Origin of the sequence: Streptomyces meridianus (assembly GCF_023703325.1) — a bacterium.
Classification (GTDB): Bacteria; Actinomycetota; Actinomycetes; order Streptomycetales; family Streptomycetaceae; genus Streptomyces; species Streptomyces meridianus.
In genome coordinates this window covers 44,826-58,699 of sequence record NZ_JAMQGM010000026.1, presented here as the reverse complement: position 1 = coordinate 58,699, position 13,874 = coordinate 44,826, and the positions used below count along the sequence as shown (strand labels likewise).

Annotated in this window: 16 protein-coding genes; 9 read left to right on the top strand and 7 right to left on the bottom strand. The window is 70.4% G+C overall.

Annotation, left to right across the window (positions count from 1 at the left end; translation table 11 throughout):
• Positions 1-180: 180 nt before the first annotated feature.
• On the bottom strand, positions 181-618 hold the full coding sequence (gene mce / locus M1E25_RS12375) for a methylmalonyl-CoA epimerase (RefSeq protein WP_251414165.1): 438 nt from the start codon (positions 616-618) through the stop codon (positions 181-183).
• Positions 619-755: 137 nt separating this feature from the next.
• Between mce and M1E25_RS12370 the strand changes: the two genes are divergently transcribed.
• Together M1E25_RS12370 and meaB are read left to right on the top strand one after the other, a co-directional pair.
• Positions 756-1,958 carry an acetyl-CoA C-acetyltransferase gene (locus M1E25_RS12370; protein ID WP_251414162.1) on the top strand — a complete coding sequence of 401 codons (1,203 nt, stop codon included), beginning with the start codon at positions 756-758 and terminating at the stop codon, positions 1,956-1,958.
• A 124-nt stretch (positions 1,959-2,082) separates the two neighbouring features.
• Positions 2,083-3,042, top strand: a complete 960-nt coding sequence (meaB, locus tag M1E25_RS12365; RefSeq protein WP_251414159.1) for a methylmalonyl Co-A mutase-associated GTPase MeaB — start codon at positions 2,083-2,085, stop codon at positions 3,040-3,042.
• A gap of 175 nt (positions 3,043-3,217) precedes the next feature.
• Here the strand turns inward: meaB and M1E25_RS12360 are convergent, their stop codons facing one another.
• The 4 genes from M1E25_RS12360 to M1E25_RS12345 form a co-directional block, all read right to left on the bottom strand.
• Complete coding sequence (locus tag M1E25_RS12360; protein WP_251414145.1) at positions 3,218-3,685, bottom strand: MarR family winged helix-turn-helix transcriptional regulator; 468 nt, start codon at positions 3,683-3,685, stop codon at positions 3,218-3,220.
• A 63-nt stretch (positions 3,686-3,748) separates the two neighbouring features.
• The gene (locus M1E25_RS12355) at positions 3,749-4,534 is read right to left on the bottom strand and encodes an AIM24 family protein (protein ID WP_251414136.1); all 786 of its coding nucleotides are present in this window, start codon (positions 4,532-4,534) and stop codon (positions 3,749-3,751) included.
• On the bottom strand, positions 4,531-5,214 hold the full coding sequence (locus M1E25_RS12350; protein WP_251414133.1) for an AIM24 family protein: 684 nt from the start codon (positions 5,212-5,214) through the stop codon (positions 4,531-4,533). Before M1E25_RS12350 ends, M1E25_RS12355 begins: the two co-directional genes overlap by 4 nt.
• On the bottom strand, positions 5,214-5,852 hold the full coding sequence (locus M1E25_RS12345; RefSeq protein WP_251414131.1) for an AIM24 family protein: 639 nt from the start codon (positions 5,850-5,852) through the stop codon (positions 5,214-5,216). The genes M1E25_RS12350 and M1E25_RS12345 overlap by 1 nt, the downstream gene beginning before the upstream one ends.
• A 157-nt stretch (positions 5,853-6,009) precedes the next feature.
• On the opposite strand from M1E25_RS12345, the gene M1E25_RS12340 reads away from it, so the two are divergent.
• Both M1E25_RS12340 and M1E25_RS12335 read left to right on the top strand, forming a co-directional pair.
• Positions 6,010-6,354 (top strand): DUF3817 domain-containing protein, encoded by a 345-nt coding sequence (locus tag M1E25_RS12340; RefSeq protein ID WP_251414129.1) that lies wholly within the window; start codon positions 6,010-6,012, stop codon positions 6,352-6,354.
• Positions 6,351-6,641, top strand: a complete 291-nt coding sequence (locus tag M1E25_RS12335) for an MTH1187 family thiamine-binding protein (RefSeq protein WP_251414126.1) — start codon at positions 6,351-6,353, stop codon at positions 6,639-6,641. Before M1E25_RS12340 ends, M1E25_RS12335 begins: the two co-directional genes overlap by 4 nt.
• A gap of 9 nt (positions 6,642-6,650) precedes the next feature.
• On the opposite strand, the gene M1E25_RS12330 is transcribed toward M1E25_RS12335, so the two are convergent.
• The gene (locus M1E25_RS12330; protein ID WP_251414124.1) at positions 6,651-7,634 is read right to left on the bottom strand and encodes an ArsR/SmtB family transcription factor; all 984 of its coding nucleotides are present in this window, start codon (positions 7,632-7,634) and stop codon (positions 6,651-6,653) included.
• 168 nt (positions 7,635-7,802) lie between these two features.
• Between M1E25_RS12330 and M1E25_RS12325 the strand changes: the two genes are divergently transcribed.
• From M1E25_RS12325 to icmA, 3 genes are all read left to right on the top strand, one after another.
• On the top strand, positions 7,803-8,312 hold the full coding sequence (locus tag M1E25_RS12325; protein ID WP_251414122.1) for a MarR family winged helix-turn-helix transcriptional regulator: 510 nt from the start codon (positions 7,803-7,805) through the stop codon (positions 8,310-8,312).
• Positions 8,313-8,366: 54 nt separating this feature from the next.
• On the top strand, positions 8,367-8,705 hold the full coding sequence (locus M1E25_RS12320) for a DUF3817 domain-containing protein (RefSeq protein WP_251414120.1): 339 nt from the start codon (positions 8,367-8,369) through the stop codon (positions 8,703-8,705).
• A gap of 127 nt (positions 8,706-8,832) precedes the next feature.
• Complete coding sequence (gene icmA, locus M1E25_RS12315) at positions 8,833-10,533, top strand: coenzyme B12-dependent isobutyryl-CoA mutase large subunit (RefSeq protein ID WP_251414118.1); 1,701 nt, start codon at positions 8,833-8,835, stop codon at positions 10,531-10,533.
• A gap of 79 nt (positions 10,534-10,612) precedes the next feature.
• Here the strand turns inward: icmA and M1E25_RS12310 are convergent, their stop codons facing one another.
• Positions 10,613-11,260, bottom strand: coding sequence for a TetR/AcrR family transcriptional regulator (locus tag M1E25_RS12310; RefSeq protein WP_251414116.1), 648 nt, complete (start codon positions 11,258-11,260; stop codon positions 10,613-10,615).
• A gap of 337 nt (positions 11,261-11,597) precedes the next feature.
• On the opposite strand from M1E25_RS12310, the gene M1E25_RS12305 reads away from it, so the two are divergent.
• Together M1E25_RS12305 and M1E25_RS12300 are read left to right on the top strand one after the other, a co-directional pair.
• A complete protein-coding gene (locus M1E25_RS12305; protein WP_251414114.1) occupies positions 11,598-12,551 on the top strand; it encodes a tetratricopeptide repeat protein in 954 nt (317 codons plus the stop codon).
• Between the two features lie 577 nt (positions 12,552-13,128).
• Entirely contained in the window at positions 13,129-13,743 is a 615-nt protein-coding gene (locus M1E25_RS12300; protein ID WP_251414112.1) for a DUF6230 family protein, read from the top strand.
• The last annotated feature ends 131 nt before the right edge of the window (positions 13,744-13,874 follow it).

Genomic DNA, 13,874 nt, shown 5'->3' with positions numbered 1-13,874 from the left:
TCTCCGGTACGTGCCCATCTCGAGAATGGTGTCAGATCATCGGCGGGGCATGGGCCGCAGCCCCCGACCCGCGTCCGCCGATGCGTCACTCTACCGGCCGCAGGAGGCGATGGTCAGGGGCTGTTGCCGTCAGAAGCTGCTGTCCCGCTCCTGTTCGGGGCCGAGTCGCACAGCAGCTTCTCAGTGCTGCCCGGACGGGTCCGCGGCGGTGACGAGTTCGGTGAGCACGCCGTGGCAGTCCTTGGGGTGCAGGAAGGTGATCCGCGAGCCCATGGAACCGGTTCGGGGCTCGTCGTAGAGGACCCGGACTCCCTTGTCGCGGATGGCGCCGGCGTCGGCGTCGACGTCGGCGGTGCCGAAGGCGATGTGGTGGACGCCTTCGCCGTTCTTGGCCAGCCACTTGCCCACGGCGGAGTCCTCTCGGGTGGGCTCGAGGAGCTGCAGGTAGGAGGCGCCGCCGTCGGACGTCTCGTTGATCTTGAGCATGGCCTCGCGCACCCCCTGCTCCTCGTTGATCTCGGTGTGGAACACCTCGAAGCCGTACGTGGCACGGTAGAACTCGACAGTCCTGTCGAGGTCGAAGCAGGCGATCCCGATGTGGTCGATGCGCGTCAGCATGGGCCCAGTCCACGCTCTCACGCACGATTACGCAACGTGCGCGCCGTCACACCGGTTCGGCGGTGACCGCAGGCGGCACTGCTCAGTACATTGCTGATAACCCTCGTTAACTTCTTCTCGCACGAAGGGGCCGCACCATGACTGGTACGACCGGCACCACCTCCGTGATCGTCGCCGGAGCCCGCACGCCGATGGGGCGACTGCTCGGGTCCTTGCGCTCGTTCTCCGGAGCCGACCTCGGCGCAGCGGCCATCAAGGCCGCACTCGACCGGGCGGGCATCGGCGGGGACCAGGTCCAATACGTGATCATGGGCCAGGTCCTCCAGGCCGGCGCCGGCCAGATCCCGGCCCGCCAGGCGGCCGTCAAGGCCGGCATCCCGATGAACGTGCCTGCGCTGACCGTCAACAAGGTCTGCCTGTCCGGGCTGGACGCGATCGCGCTGGCCGACCAGCTGATCCGTGCGGGTGAGTTCGACGTGGTCGTCGCCGGCGGACAGGAGTCGATGACCAACGCCCCGCACCTGCTGCCCAAGTCCCGCGAGGGCTTCAAGTACGGCGCCGTCGAGATGCTCGACGCCATGGCGCACGACGGACTGACCGACTCGTTCGAGAACGTCGCCATGGGTGAGTCGACCGAGAAGCACAACACGCGCCTCGGCATCGACCGGAGCTCGCAGGACGAGATCGCCGCGCTGTCCCACCAGCGCGCCGCCGCCGCCCAGAAGAACGGTCTGTTCGAAGCCGAGATCACGCCGGTGGAGATCCCGCAGCGCAAGGGCGAGCCGGTCGTCTTCGCCAAGGACGAGGGCATCCGTGCCGAGACCACGGCCGAGTCGCTCGGCCGGCTGCGGCCCGCGTTCGCCAAGGACGGCACGATCACGGCGGGGTCGTCGTCGCAGATCTCGGACGGTGCCGCCGCCGTCGTCGTGATGAGCAAGGCCAAGGCCGAGGAACTGGGCCTCGAGTGGATCGCCGAGATCGGCGGGCACGGGAACGTCGCCGGTCCCGACAACTCGCTGCAGTCGCAGCCGTCCAACGCGATCCGGCACGCGCTGGACAAAGCGGGGCTGGGCGTCGACGACCTCGATCTGATCGAGATCAACGAGGCGTTCGCGGCCGTGGCGGTGCAGTCAATGAAGGACCTCGGCGTGACGTCCGAAAAGGTGAACGTCAACGGTGGCGCCATCGCCCTCGGCCACCCGATCGGCATGTCCGGCGCCCGCATCGTGCTGCACCTCGCGCTCGAACTGAAGCGGCGCGGGGGCGGCGTGGGCGCGGCGGCGCTCTGCGGTGGCGGCGGTCAGGGCGACGCCCTGATCGTCCGGGTGCCGAAGAAGTAACCGGGGGGCGCGGGCGGCCGCGTTCCGGCTGTGACCGGACGGCCGGTCACAGCCGGAGGCGTGGGCCGCCCCGCGGGCGGGACATACGACAACCGAACGCATGAATTCGAGGAGCGCGGCAGTCATGGCGGTAGACGTCTCCGAGCTGGTGGAGCAGGCGCGGCAGGGCCGGCCTCGCGCCGTGGCCCGGCTGATCTCGCTGGTGGAGGGGGCGTCTCCGCAGCTGCGCGACGTCATGGCGGCGCTCGCACCGCTGACCGGGAACGCGTACGTCGTCGGGCTGACGGGTTCACCGGGCGTGGGCAAGTCCACGTCCACCTCGGCGCTCGTCTCCGCGTACCGGCGGATCGGCAAGCGGGTCGGTGTGCTGGCGGTCGACCCGTCCTCCCCGTTCTCGGGCGGGGCGCTGCTCGGCGACCGGGTCCGCATGAGCGAGCACGCCTCCGACCCCGGTGTCTACATCCGCTCGATGGCCACCCGCGGACACCTCGGTGGTCTGGCGTGGGCGGCCCCGCAGGCCATCCGGGTGCTGGATGCAGCCGGGTGCGACGTGGTGCTGGTGGAGACCGTCGGCGTGGGCCAGTCGGAGGTCGAGATCGCTTCTCAGGCCGACACCAGCGTGGTGCTGCTCGCCCCCGGTATGGGCGACGGGATCCAGGCCGCCAAGGCCGGAATCCTGGAGATCGGCGATCTGTACGTCGTCAACAAGGCCGACCGGGACGGTGCCGACGCGACCGCCCGGGAGCTGAACCACATGCTCTCGCTCGGCGATGCCCGCGGCCCCGGGGAGTGGCGTCCGCCCATCGTCAAGTGCGTGGCCGCGCGCGGCGAGGGCATCGACGAGGTGGTCGAGGCACTGGAGAAGCACCGTGCGTGGATGGAGGAGCGGGGTGTGCTGCAGGAGCGGCGGACGCAGCGCGCCGCCCGCGAGGTGGAGACCATCGCGGTGACCACGCTGCGCGAGCGGATCGGCGATCTGCACGGAGACCGCAGGCTCGGTGCCCTGGCCGAGCGGATCGTCGGGGGGACGCTCGATCCGTACGCCGCTGCGGACGAGTTGGTCGCGGGGCTCACCGAGAGCTGACTGCCACCGGCCGCCACCGGAGGTCGGACCAGGGGCACCCCCGATGCCCGGCATCGGGGGTGCCCCTGTGCTGTGGTGCGCCGCCGGGCCCCGCCGACGGCAGGGTGTCCTCCCGGTGCGGCGGTCCGGCCGGTGCGGCGGTCCGGCCGGGGCTCCTGGGGCGGGACGGGCTGCGTCAGCCGCTTCCGCGCTGCGTCCGCAGATGCTGCGCGACGGGTTCCAGCGAGGCGCGCAGGGCGGCCAGCTGCTCGGGCGACAGCAGGTCGATGAAGTGGTTGCGTACCGATGCGACGTGGTGCGGCGCCACCTTCTGCATCGTCTCGCGACCCTGGTCGGTGAGGACGGCGTAGAGACCGCGCCGGTCCGACTCGCAGTGCTCCCGGCGCACCAGGTCGGCGTTCTCGAGGCGGGTGATCTGGTGGGAGAGCCGGCTCTTGGACTGGAGCGTGGCCGCCGCGAGGTCGCTCATCCGCATCCGCCGCGCGTCGGACTCGGACAGGTTGACCAGGATCTCGTAGTCGTTGATGGTCAGGCCGAAGGGCTGCAGGTCCTTCTCGAGTTGGTGCATGAGCAGCCTGTTGACGTCCAGATGCGTGCGCCAGGCGCACTGCTCGTCGTCACTCAGCCAGCGCGTGGTCTCCATGGGATGATTCTACCCAACCAGTTGAATTTTTGATCAGTTCTTTTCTCTCGCAGGCCGGTCCGCTCAGAGGCCGAAGCGCCGCTGGAGATCGCCCAGCGAGCCCGGCAGCTGCGGCACCCCGTGCTGCCCCGCCCCTCCGCCGGGGACACCGGCCTGCTGGGGCACCGCCCCGGTTTCGGCCACCGGCATCAGCTGCTCCGACGACTGGATCAGGACCTGCCCGGCGCCGACGAACTCGAACTGGTGCTCCTCGCCGGAGGCGCCCCCGATGCCCGTCATCGCCCGCAGCCCGCCCATGACACCGCGCAGGTACTGGTGGTCGTAGTGGTGGCACGGCGACGGGCAGTCCGCCCAGCCCACCAGCGCCTGGGGATCGACCCGGACCGGCGGCTCGGCGAACACCACCGGCCCGTTGGACGCCGCCACGAACTTGCCCGTCCCGATCAGGGTGAGGAAGCCCGGGATGATCGACTGCTTCAGCGAGAGGCCCGGCTGGAAGGCCAGCAGGTTGCCCGACCGGATGGTGAGGTTGCCCTCCTCCAGATCGTAGGAGTTCACGTCGAAGGCGCGGTCGGCGAGCAGCATCTTGCCCCGGCCCTCGGCCACCACCCAGTCCGAGGCGTGCAGCGGGGAGTGGAAGTTGCCGGCGACCAGCCGGTCGAAGCGGCCGTGGCCGATGCCGTCGAAATCGATCCTGCCGTAGTAGGCGATCATCTTGCCCTTCTGCAGGAACCACTGGCCGTCCAGGTCCACGCAGAAGGTGTAGGGGTTGACGTTGTCGTCCGACGGCAGCGTGTGCGGGTCGTGCACGTCGGGCCCGCCGTGGCCCTGCACGGGATGGGTGCTCAAAGCTTCTCCTCCGATGCCTGGACGTAGACGGAGCCGTTGCCCGAGAGCTCCAGCTGGAACGCCTCGCCGGAGCCGCGCCCCACCATGTCGCGCCAGCCGAGTGCGGTCGAGAGGCTGTTGCGGACGTCCCCGCGATGCGCGACGTAGGCCTGCGGGTCGACGTGCACGGGGCGCTCCGGCCTGATCGGCAGCTCGAGCAGCCCGCCGTGCGCCATCACCGCGACCGAACCGTGGCCCTGCAGCGTGGTGGTGAACAGTCCCTGGCCGGTGACCTGCCCGCGCACCATGCCCATCACGCCGCCCTGCGCCCCGAGGAACACCGTGCTCTGCCGGAGGGTGCCCTCGAATGCCAGCAGCCGGTCGGCCTCGACGTACAGCGTGTGCCCCGCCGGTTCGATCACCGAGACGTGGTGTCCGCCGTGTCCGAACATCACCGTCCCGCACGGGGTCTCCCCAGGGCCGCCGGGCCCGAGGGGAACCTCGACGGTCATCAGGGGCGTGTGCTCGCCGGCGATCCGGCGGCCGATCATCGAGGCCAGGCCGCCCTGACCGCCCTGGACGTCGGGTGTGAACGACACGGGGCCGCGGTAGGCGAGCATCGCGCCGCGCTGGCTGAACACGGTCCGGCCGGGCCGGATCTCGGCCTCGACCACCTTGGAGTTGATCTCACGGAAGGGCATCAGACGTCACCGCCGACCGTGTTGCGCTCGCTCGGCTGGACGTAGACGAGCCCCTCGCCCTCGAAGCGGATCTGGAAGGCCTCGCCGGAGCCCTCGCCGATCAGCGTCCGGAAGTTCACCCCGGACTGGAACGACTGCCGCAGCCCGTGGGTGTGCGCGACGTACGCTCCGGGGTCGACCTGCAGCGGGTACTGCTCGCTGACCCGCAGCACCACGGCCGGGCCGTCCGACAGCAGTGCGGCCTGCCCGGTGCCCTCGACCGTGGTGGTGAACAGGCCGTTGCCCTGCGCGCCGCCGCGCAGGCCGGTGAAGGACGTGCCGGTGCGGAGCCCGCCGTCGGTGCACAGCAGATTGCTGGCCTCCACGTACAGTTTCTGCCCGTTCAGCGACACCAGACTGATCTCGCTCGCCCGGTCGGCGAACCAGCAGGTGCCGTGGCCTTTCACCTCCATGACCTCCATCTGTTCGCCGGTGAGCCTGCGGGTCACCATCCCGCGCAGGCCCTCACCGCCTCCGGACATCTTCTTGAACGCCATCCGTCCGTCGTAGGCGATCATCGCGCCGTTCTTTGCCTTGACGCCGTCGCCGGACATGTCGACGGCGAGTACCTTGCTGCCGTGAAGTCGGAACTGAGCCACGTCCCAGACCGTATCCGGACGGTGTGGGCGGACGCAGCGCCTCCGCTCCGAACCGACCCCGGGATCCGCCGTACCCGGGCGGCTGTCAGAATGAGAACCGGCTTGTGCAACGCTTCACAAGCCGCTGAACCACTCGACACACACGCCTGAGGTGCCCGTGGACATCACGACAGCCAACGCCATCCGCCGCCTGCGCCTGGTCTCCACCCCCGAGGCGGTCTCCTTCCTCCTGCTGCTGGTCAGCTCGGTGCTCAAGCGCACGACCGACTTCAACCCGGTGCCCGTCATGGGCGCGGTCCACGGATTGCTCTTCGTCCTCTACGTGCTCTTCCTGCTCGACGCCTGGAACCGCGCGAAGTGGCCCCTGAAGACCGCCGGGCTCTACTTCGCCCTGGCCGTCCTCCCGGCCGGCGGCTTCCTCGCCGAGCGCATGTTGCGCCGTGAGGCCGAGGAGCGGGTGACCGCCGCCCGCGGCCGCACCGAAGAGGTGGCCGGCGCGTGATCGTCGCGTTCTCCGTCACCCCGCTCGGCGTCGGCGAGGACGTGGGGGAGTACGTGGCCGACGCCGTCCGCGTGGTCCGCGAGTCCGGGCTGCCCCACCGCACGGACGCCATGTTCACCTCCGTCGAAGGTGAGTGGGACGAGGTCATGGACGTCGTCCGCCGGGCCGTCGCCGCGGTGGAGGCGCGCGCCCCGCGGGTCTCCCTCGTCCTCAAGGCGGACATCCGGCCCGGAGTCACCGACGGCCTCACGAGCAAGGTCGAGGCGGTCGAGCGCCACCTCGCCTGACCGCCCGGGTCAGCCGGCCGCGAGCGCGATGCCGAGCGGGGTGCGCTCGTACAGCACCTGGTGACCGCAGCGCTGCGAGGTCAGCAGCCCGGAGTCCCGCAGCGCCGAGAGGTGCGCCGAGACGGACGACGGCGCGAGTTGCAGCCGCTGGGCGAGCGCGGTGGTGGTCGACGGTTCCGCCAGTGCCGTGAGCACGGCCGCGCGTCCCTTGCCCAGCAGCCGGGCCAGCGACTCGGGGACGCCCTCGCCGTGCGGGTGCGTCCACAGCGCGGCGGTCCCGCGCGCCGGGTAGAGCAGGCTCGGCGGGCCGGGCCCGTCGAACCCGCAGACGACATCGGGGCGGGCGAACACGCTCGGCACCAGCAGCAGGCCCCGGCCGTCGGCCGGCAGGCTGCGCTCCTGCGGGGATTCCACGGTCAGCTCGCCGCCGGACCAGGTGACGGCGGGGTGCAGGCCGTCGAACAGTCGGGACGGACCGCCGTCGGCGAGCCGCCGCGCATGGAAGGCGGCATCGGCCTCGAGCAGGTCGCGCAGCCGGGGCCAGTGCGGCTCCAGCACGGCCCGCCAGGCGAGTCCGGTCAGATCGGCGACGTCCCGTACCGTCCGTGCCGGATCGTTCAGCAGGGCCCGGCCCTGCGGTGTGTCCGCGCCGCCCGGGGTGCAGGCGAGTGTCGCGGCGAGGTCGTCGTGCGCAGTCTGCGGGTCGGTCGCCCGCACCCGCTCGAGCTCCTCTTCGATCGGCGGGTACGGACCGTCCGGCGCCGGGCGCAGGAAGCCCGGCGCCCGTCCGGCCCGGGGCATCAGCAGCCACAGGACCGAGAGGTCCAGTCCCGCCGCCGCGTGCCGGATCCGCCGCAGCCACGGCAGGTGGTGGCCGTGCCGGTGGGGACGGTCGAGGGTCCGTACGGCCTCCAGGGTCTCCCAGAGCGCGGAGACGGCGAACCGGCACGCACCGGAGCCCTCCTCGTCGTCGAAACGCAGGCGGAGCGGCATGACGGCGTTCTCCCCTCCCGGCCGACTTTCGCCCTCGGCCGAAATGATCGGGACGGCCACAGCCCTACCCAGGCCCGTGGGCGGGTACGCACCCCGCCGGACGCGGGCGGTGGACCGCACTGCGGACGGGGCGGCGGCACCCTGCGCGGGGCCGATAGGGTCGACGGCGTGCCGAAGCCGCTCAGCCTTCCCTTCGACCCGATCGCCCGCGCCGACGAACTCTGGAAGCAGAGATGGGGCTCCGTGCCGTCGATGGCGGCCATCACTTCGATCATGCGGGCGCACCAGATCCTGCTCGGCCAGGTCGACGCGGTCGTCAAGCCGTACGGGCTGACCTTCGCCCGCTACGAGGCGCTGGTCCTGCTCACCTTCAGCAAGTCCGGCGAGCTGCCGATGTCGAAGATCGGCGAGCGGCTGATGGTCCACCCGACCTCCGTCACCAACACCGTGGACCGGCTGGTGCGCTCGGGGCTGGTCGCCAAGCGCCCCAATCCCAACGACGGCCGCGGGACACTTGCCTCGATCACCGGGAAGGGCCGGGAGGTCGTCGAGGCCGCCACCCGCGACCTCATGGAGATGGAGTTCGGGCTCTCCGCGTACGGGGAGGACGAGTGCCGGGAGATCTTCGACCTGCTGCGTCCGTTGCGCATCGCAGCGGCGGACTTCGACGCGGGCTGACATCCGTCCCGGCCGCCCGGAGCGTCACCCGGACGGCCCGTTACCCTCGGGGCCATGAAGAAGAGCATCCTGACCCGGTACCGGGCGCTGGCCCTCATCACCGGTGTGCTGCTGGTCCTGCTGACGATCGGCATGATCGCCAAGTACCTGCTGAAGATCGACGGGGCTGCGGAGTTCACCAGTGCCGTGGGCATCGCGCACGGCTGGCTGTACGTGCTCTACCTGGTCTTCGCCTTCGACCTCGGCTCCAAGGCGAAGTGGCCGTTCGGCAAGCTGGCCTGGGTGCTGCTGGCCGGCACGGTCCCGACCGCTGCCTTCTTCGTCGAGCGCAGGGTCACCGCCGAGGTGCAGCCCCTGATCGAAGGTGTGGAGCCCGCTCCCGCCAAGGCCTGAGGCCCCTCGGAGACGGCCCTGCGGGGGGCGGCGCCGCGCCGTGGCGCGCCTCCACCGCTGTCCGGTCGTGCGGTCGTGCACGGTCTGCCGTCGACAATTAGTTGGACGTCCTAGTAAATTTGTCCGCATGGACGCCGACGCCATTGATGAGGGCCGCCGCCGCTGGCAGGCCCGCTACGACAAGGCCCGCAAGCGGGACGCCGACTTCACCACGCTCTCGGGCGACCCCGTCGATCCGATCTACGGACCGCCCGAGGGCAGCTCCGTTCCGGGGTTCGAGCGGATCGGATGGCCCGGTGAGTACCCTTTCACCCGGGGGCTCCACGCCACCGGCTATCGCGGGCGCACCTGGACGATCCGCCAGTTCGCGGGCTTCGGCAACGCCGAGCAGACCAACGAGCGCTACAAGATGATCCTCGAGGCCGGGGGCGGCGGGCTCTCGGTCGCCTTCGACATGCCCACGCTGATGGGCCGCGACTCCGACGACCCACGTTCCCTCGGCGAGGTCGGGCACTGCGGAGTCGCGATCGACTCGGCAGCCGACATGGAGGTCCTGTTCAAGGACATCCCGCTCGGCGACGTCACCACCTCGATGACCATCTCCGGCCCGGCCGTCCCGGTCTTCTGCATGTACCTCGTCGCCGCCGAGCGCCAGGGCATTGATCCGTCGGTGCTCAACGGCACGCTGCAGACGGACATCTTCAAGGAGTACATCGCGCAGAAGGAGTGGCTCTTCCAGCCCGAGCCGCACCTGCGCCTGATCGGCGACCTGATGGAGCACTGCGCGAGCTCCATCCCCGCCTACAAGCCGCTCTCCGTCTCCGGCTACCACATCCGCGAGGCCGGGGCGACGGCCGCCCAGGAACTGGCCTACACGCTCGCCGACGGCTTCGGTTACGTCGAACTCGGGCTCTCGCGCGGGCTGGACGTGGACGTCTTCGCCCCCGGCCTCTCCTTCTTCTTCGACGCTCACCTCGACTTCTTCGAGGAGATCGCCAAGTTCCGCGCCGCGCGCAGGATCTGGGCCCGCTGGATGCGCGACGTCTACGGCGCCCGGAGCGACAAGGCCCAGTGGCTGCGCTTCCACACCCAGACCGCCGGCGTCTCGCTCACCGCTCAGCAGCCGTACAACAATGTCGTCCGGACTGCGGTCGAGGCGCTGTCGGCTGTGCTCGGCGGAACCAACTCGCTGCACACCAACGCGCTGGACGAGACCCTGGCGCTGCCGAGCGAGCAGGCCGCGGAGATCGCGCTGCGCACCCAGCAGGTCCTCATGGAGGAGACCGGGGTGGCCAACGTGGCCGACCCGCTGGGAGGTTCGTGGTACGTCGAGGCGCTGACCGACCGGATCGAGGCCGACGCAGAGAAGATCTTCGATCAGATCAAGGAACGCGGCCGCCGGGCCGTCCCGAACGGCGAGCACCCCATCGGCCCGATCACCTCCGGCATCCTGCGCGGCATCGAGGACGGCTGGTTCACCGGCGAGATCGCCGAATCCGCCTTCCAGTACCAGCAGGCCCTGGAAAAGGACGAGAAGAAGGTCGTCGGCGTCAACTGTGCGAAGGGATCGGTCACCGGGGATCTGGAGATCCTCCGCGTCAGCCACGAGGTCGAGCGCGAGCAGGTCCGGATGCTGGCCGACCGCAAGGGCAAGCGCGACGAGGACCGGGTCCGCAGCACGCTCGACGCGATGCTCGCGGCGGCCCGGGACGGCAGCAACATGATCGGTCCGATGCTCGAGGCCGTGCGGGCCGAAGCGACGCTCGGCGAGATCTGCGGGGTCCTGCGCGACGAGTGGGGCGTCTACACCGAGCCGGCAGGTTTCTGAGCAGGACACCGGGCACCGGCCGACGGGCCCGCCCTCCGCAGCACGCAACCGGCGTGCGCGGGCGGTGGGCCCGTCCGCGTCAGGGGGCGGACGTGAGGCCGGCCAGCAGCAGGGTGGTGAACTCCCGAGCCCAGCCGGCGTCCACGCGCTCCCCGCTGACCAGGGTCCGGTGCACCACGGCGCCGGCGATGACGTCGTAGATCAGGTCGACGTGGTGTGCCGCTGCCGCGCGCCCGTCCTCCCCGTCGGCGTCGGGGGGCAGTTCGCCCCGGGCCTGGGCGCGTTCCCGGCCCATGATCACCAGGCGCTTCTGCCGGTCCACGACGGCGGAGCGGATACGGCCCCGCAGGGCCTCGTCACGGGTGGCCTCCGAGACCACGGCCATCAGGGCGGTCTTGGTCTCGGGGCGTTCGAGCAGTGCGGCGAACTGCTGGATCACGCCTTCGACATCGGCCCGCAGGCTGCCTCGGTCGGGCAGTTCCAGACGCTCGTCGAACAGGGCGGCCACGGCGTCCACGACGAGTGCGCTCTTGCCGTTCCAGCGGCGGTAGAGCGTCGTCTTGGCGACGCCCGCACGTGCCGCGACGTCGCCCAGGGTCAGCTTGCCCCAGCCCAGTTCGACCAGCGCGGCCCGGGTCGCCTCGAGGATCGCCCGGTCGGCTTCCGCGCTGCGCGGACGGCCGGTGCGTCCGTGCTGTGCGGACGACGAGGGTTCGGAGCGGGACATGGCGGGGACCATACCCGCGGCGGGACGGGGCGGCAGCCGCCGCGCCGCCGTGATGGGGATCACGGCCGTGCGCCCTGCCGGGACTTGTGGAGCAGGGGGGAGGAAAAGTTACGCTACGACTCGTAGCGAAATAGTGGCAGCCACGACCACGCAGGCCCGGGTGGGGACCCGGGCGCCTTCCAGGGGCCTTCGGGCCGTCCCGGAATCACCGTCCGCTCCAGCGTCCCGCGAACCGGCGATGGCCCTGGAGCGTCTGGTTCGCAGCAGCGTCCGGTGGATGCCGGGTCGCTGTGGACGTGTTTTTCCGATCGCGGCACGAACGGGGGAAGATGGAGCCATGCAGCCACGGAACATGTCCATGAGCGGAGTCGTCGATCTCGCCGCGGTGAAGGCCGCCGGGGAAGCGAAGCAGAAGGCCGAGCAGGCTCGACGTCAGGGTGGCCGGCCCGCGCCGGGAGCGGCGTTGGTGGTCGACGTCGACGAGGCGGGCTTCGAGCAGCAGGTGCTCCAGCGCTCCAACGAGGTCCCGGTCGTCATCGACTTCTGGGCTGAGTGGTGCGAGCCCTGCAAGCAGCTCAGCCCCCTGCTCGAACGGCTCGCCGCGGAGTACGCGGGCCGCTTCATTCTGGCCAAGGTCGACGTCGACGCGAACCAGACGCTCTTCCAGCAGTTCGGCGTTCAGGGGATTCCGGCGGTCTTCGCGGTGATCGCCGGCCAGGCCCTGCCGCTGTTCCAGGGGGCCAGCCCGGAGCCGCAGATCCGTCAGGTCCTCGACCAGCTGATCCAGGTCGCCGAGGAGCGATTCGGGATCGTCGGCGCCCCCGTCGAGCCGGGTGCCGCTGCGGGGGACGCGCCGGTGTCCGAGCCGCAGGGCCCGAATGATCCGGCTCTCGCAGCGGCCCACGCGGCGCTCGACGCGGGTGACCTCGGCGGCGCGGTGCAGGCCTATCGCAACGTGCTGTCGGACGAACCCGCCAACGTCGAGGCGAAACTGGGTCTCGCCCAGGCCGAGCTGCTGCAACGGGTGCAGGGCATGGACGCGCAGCAGGTGCGCAAGGCGGCGGCGGACGTGCCGGGTGACGTTCAGGCGCAGATTTCCGCTGCCGACCTCGATCTCGTGGGCGGTCACGTCGAGGACGCGTTCGCCCGGCTGATCGAAACGGTTCAGCGGACAGCGGGTGACGACCGCGAAGCGGCACGGGTGCGGCTGCTGGAACTGTTCGAGGTGATCGGTGCGGACGATCCCAGGGTCACGCGTGCCCGGGGCGCTCTGGCGCGTGTCCTCTTCTGAGCGGGTCCCGTTTTTGACGCTCTGAACCCTTCAGCGGCCGTGTTTTGCCAAAGTTTGGTAATCGCGGCCGCTGTTACTTGCAGTAAGTGGGTCTGGCCGTGTTGTCCTGCTATGCCCCGCCATCTCCTGTTGTTTCGGGCGTGAACGCGACAACCCTCAGTGGTCGGCCGAGATTCGCCCGTCGGCTTTCGGTTATCTGTCCGTTACTCGGCAGTAACGAGCCCCTTGTGCCGCAGCGTGGAATGGACCACGATCTCTCAAGCTCGGTTCCACCCCCCATCGCGCGGCAACCAGTCGCTGCGGCGGGTCGTGGGTCCCCACCGGGCAGGCCGGCGGCCGGGTCCGCCGCGCCTTGGACAGGGGGGTCTCTGCCCCATGGCAGGGCCTGTCCGGGTTGCGCGAGAGCGTGGCCAGTGGTTGTCGCTCGGGGGTGATCGCCGGTTGTTCATTCGGACGCGAACAGCGCCTCGGACGACGACGGCGCTCTCCTTCCCGAGGGCGTAGCACTTCTCCCATCCCAGGTACGGGACGGCTCGACCGCCCGTCCGGAGATGTACGTCCGAGAAGGAGGAAAGTCATGGAGTCCCTGGCTCGTGGCGGGACCAGATGGAAGCGGTTCGCCGTCGTCATGGTGCCGAGCGTCGCTGCTACCGCCGCGATCGGTGTCGCCCTCTCGCAGGGTGCGCTGGCCGCGTCGTTCAGCGTCTCAGGCCAGAAGTTCAAGGTCACGGCCGACCGTCTCGACGGCACCGGCTTTGTCCAGTACGGCGCCATCGATGCCCAGCACGGCGGCAAGAAGATTCCCGTCGCGGTCTCGGCGTTCAGCAACGCCAAGATCAAGGGTCTGTGCCAGTCGGTCGTCGTCCCGACGCCGATCGGCGACGTGTCGATGAAGCTGTCCGCGGGCAATGGCGGCACCCCGGTCGAGGCCAAGAACCTCTACATCGACCTGGACCAGCTGGACGCCGACGCGACGTTCCGCAACATCAACATCGGTGTCGCGGCCGGCGACTCGACCAAGGGTCCCGGGATCAAGAAGGGTGACGGCGCCGACCCCGGCTCCTTCGCCCAGGAAGCCGACTCGGCCACGCTGACCGGCGTGAAGCAGACCGCGTGGGCGACCAGCGCGGGCACCTTCAAGCTCTCTGGCCTCAAGATGGGGGTCAAGATGGGCAAGCACGAGTGCTACTGATGCACTGATGGTGGGTGGGGGGTGGCGACACCCCTCACCCACTCAGCGCCATCCGGGTGTGCACGCCGGCCCGCGGTGGACACAGTGAACGATTTTCGATCGTCCAGATCGCCAGCCCCAGGGAGCTGTTT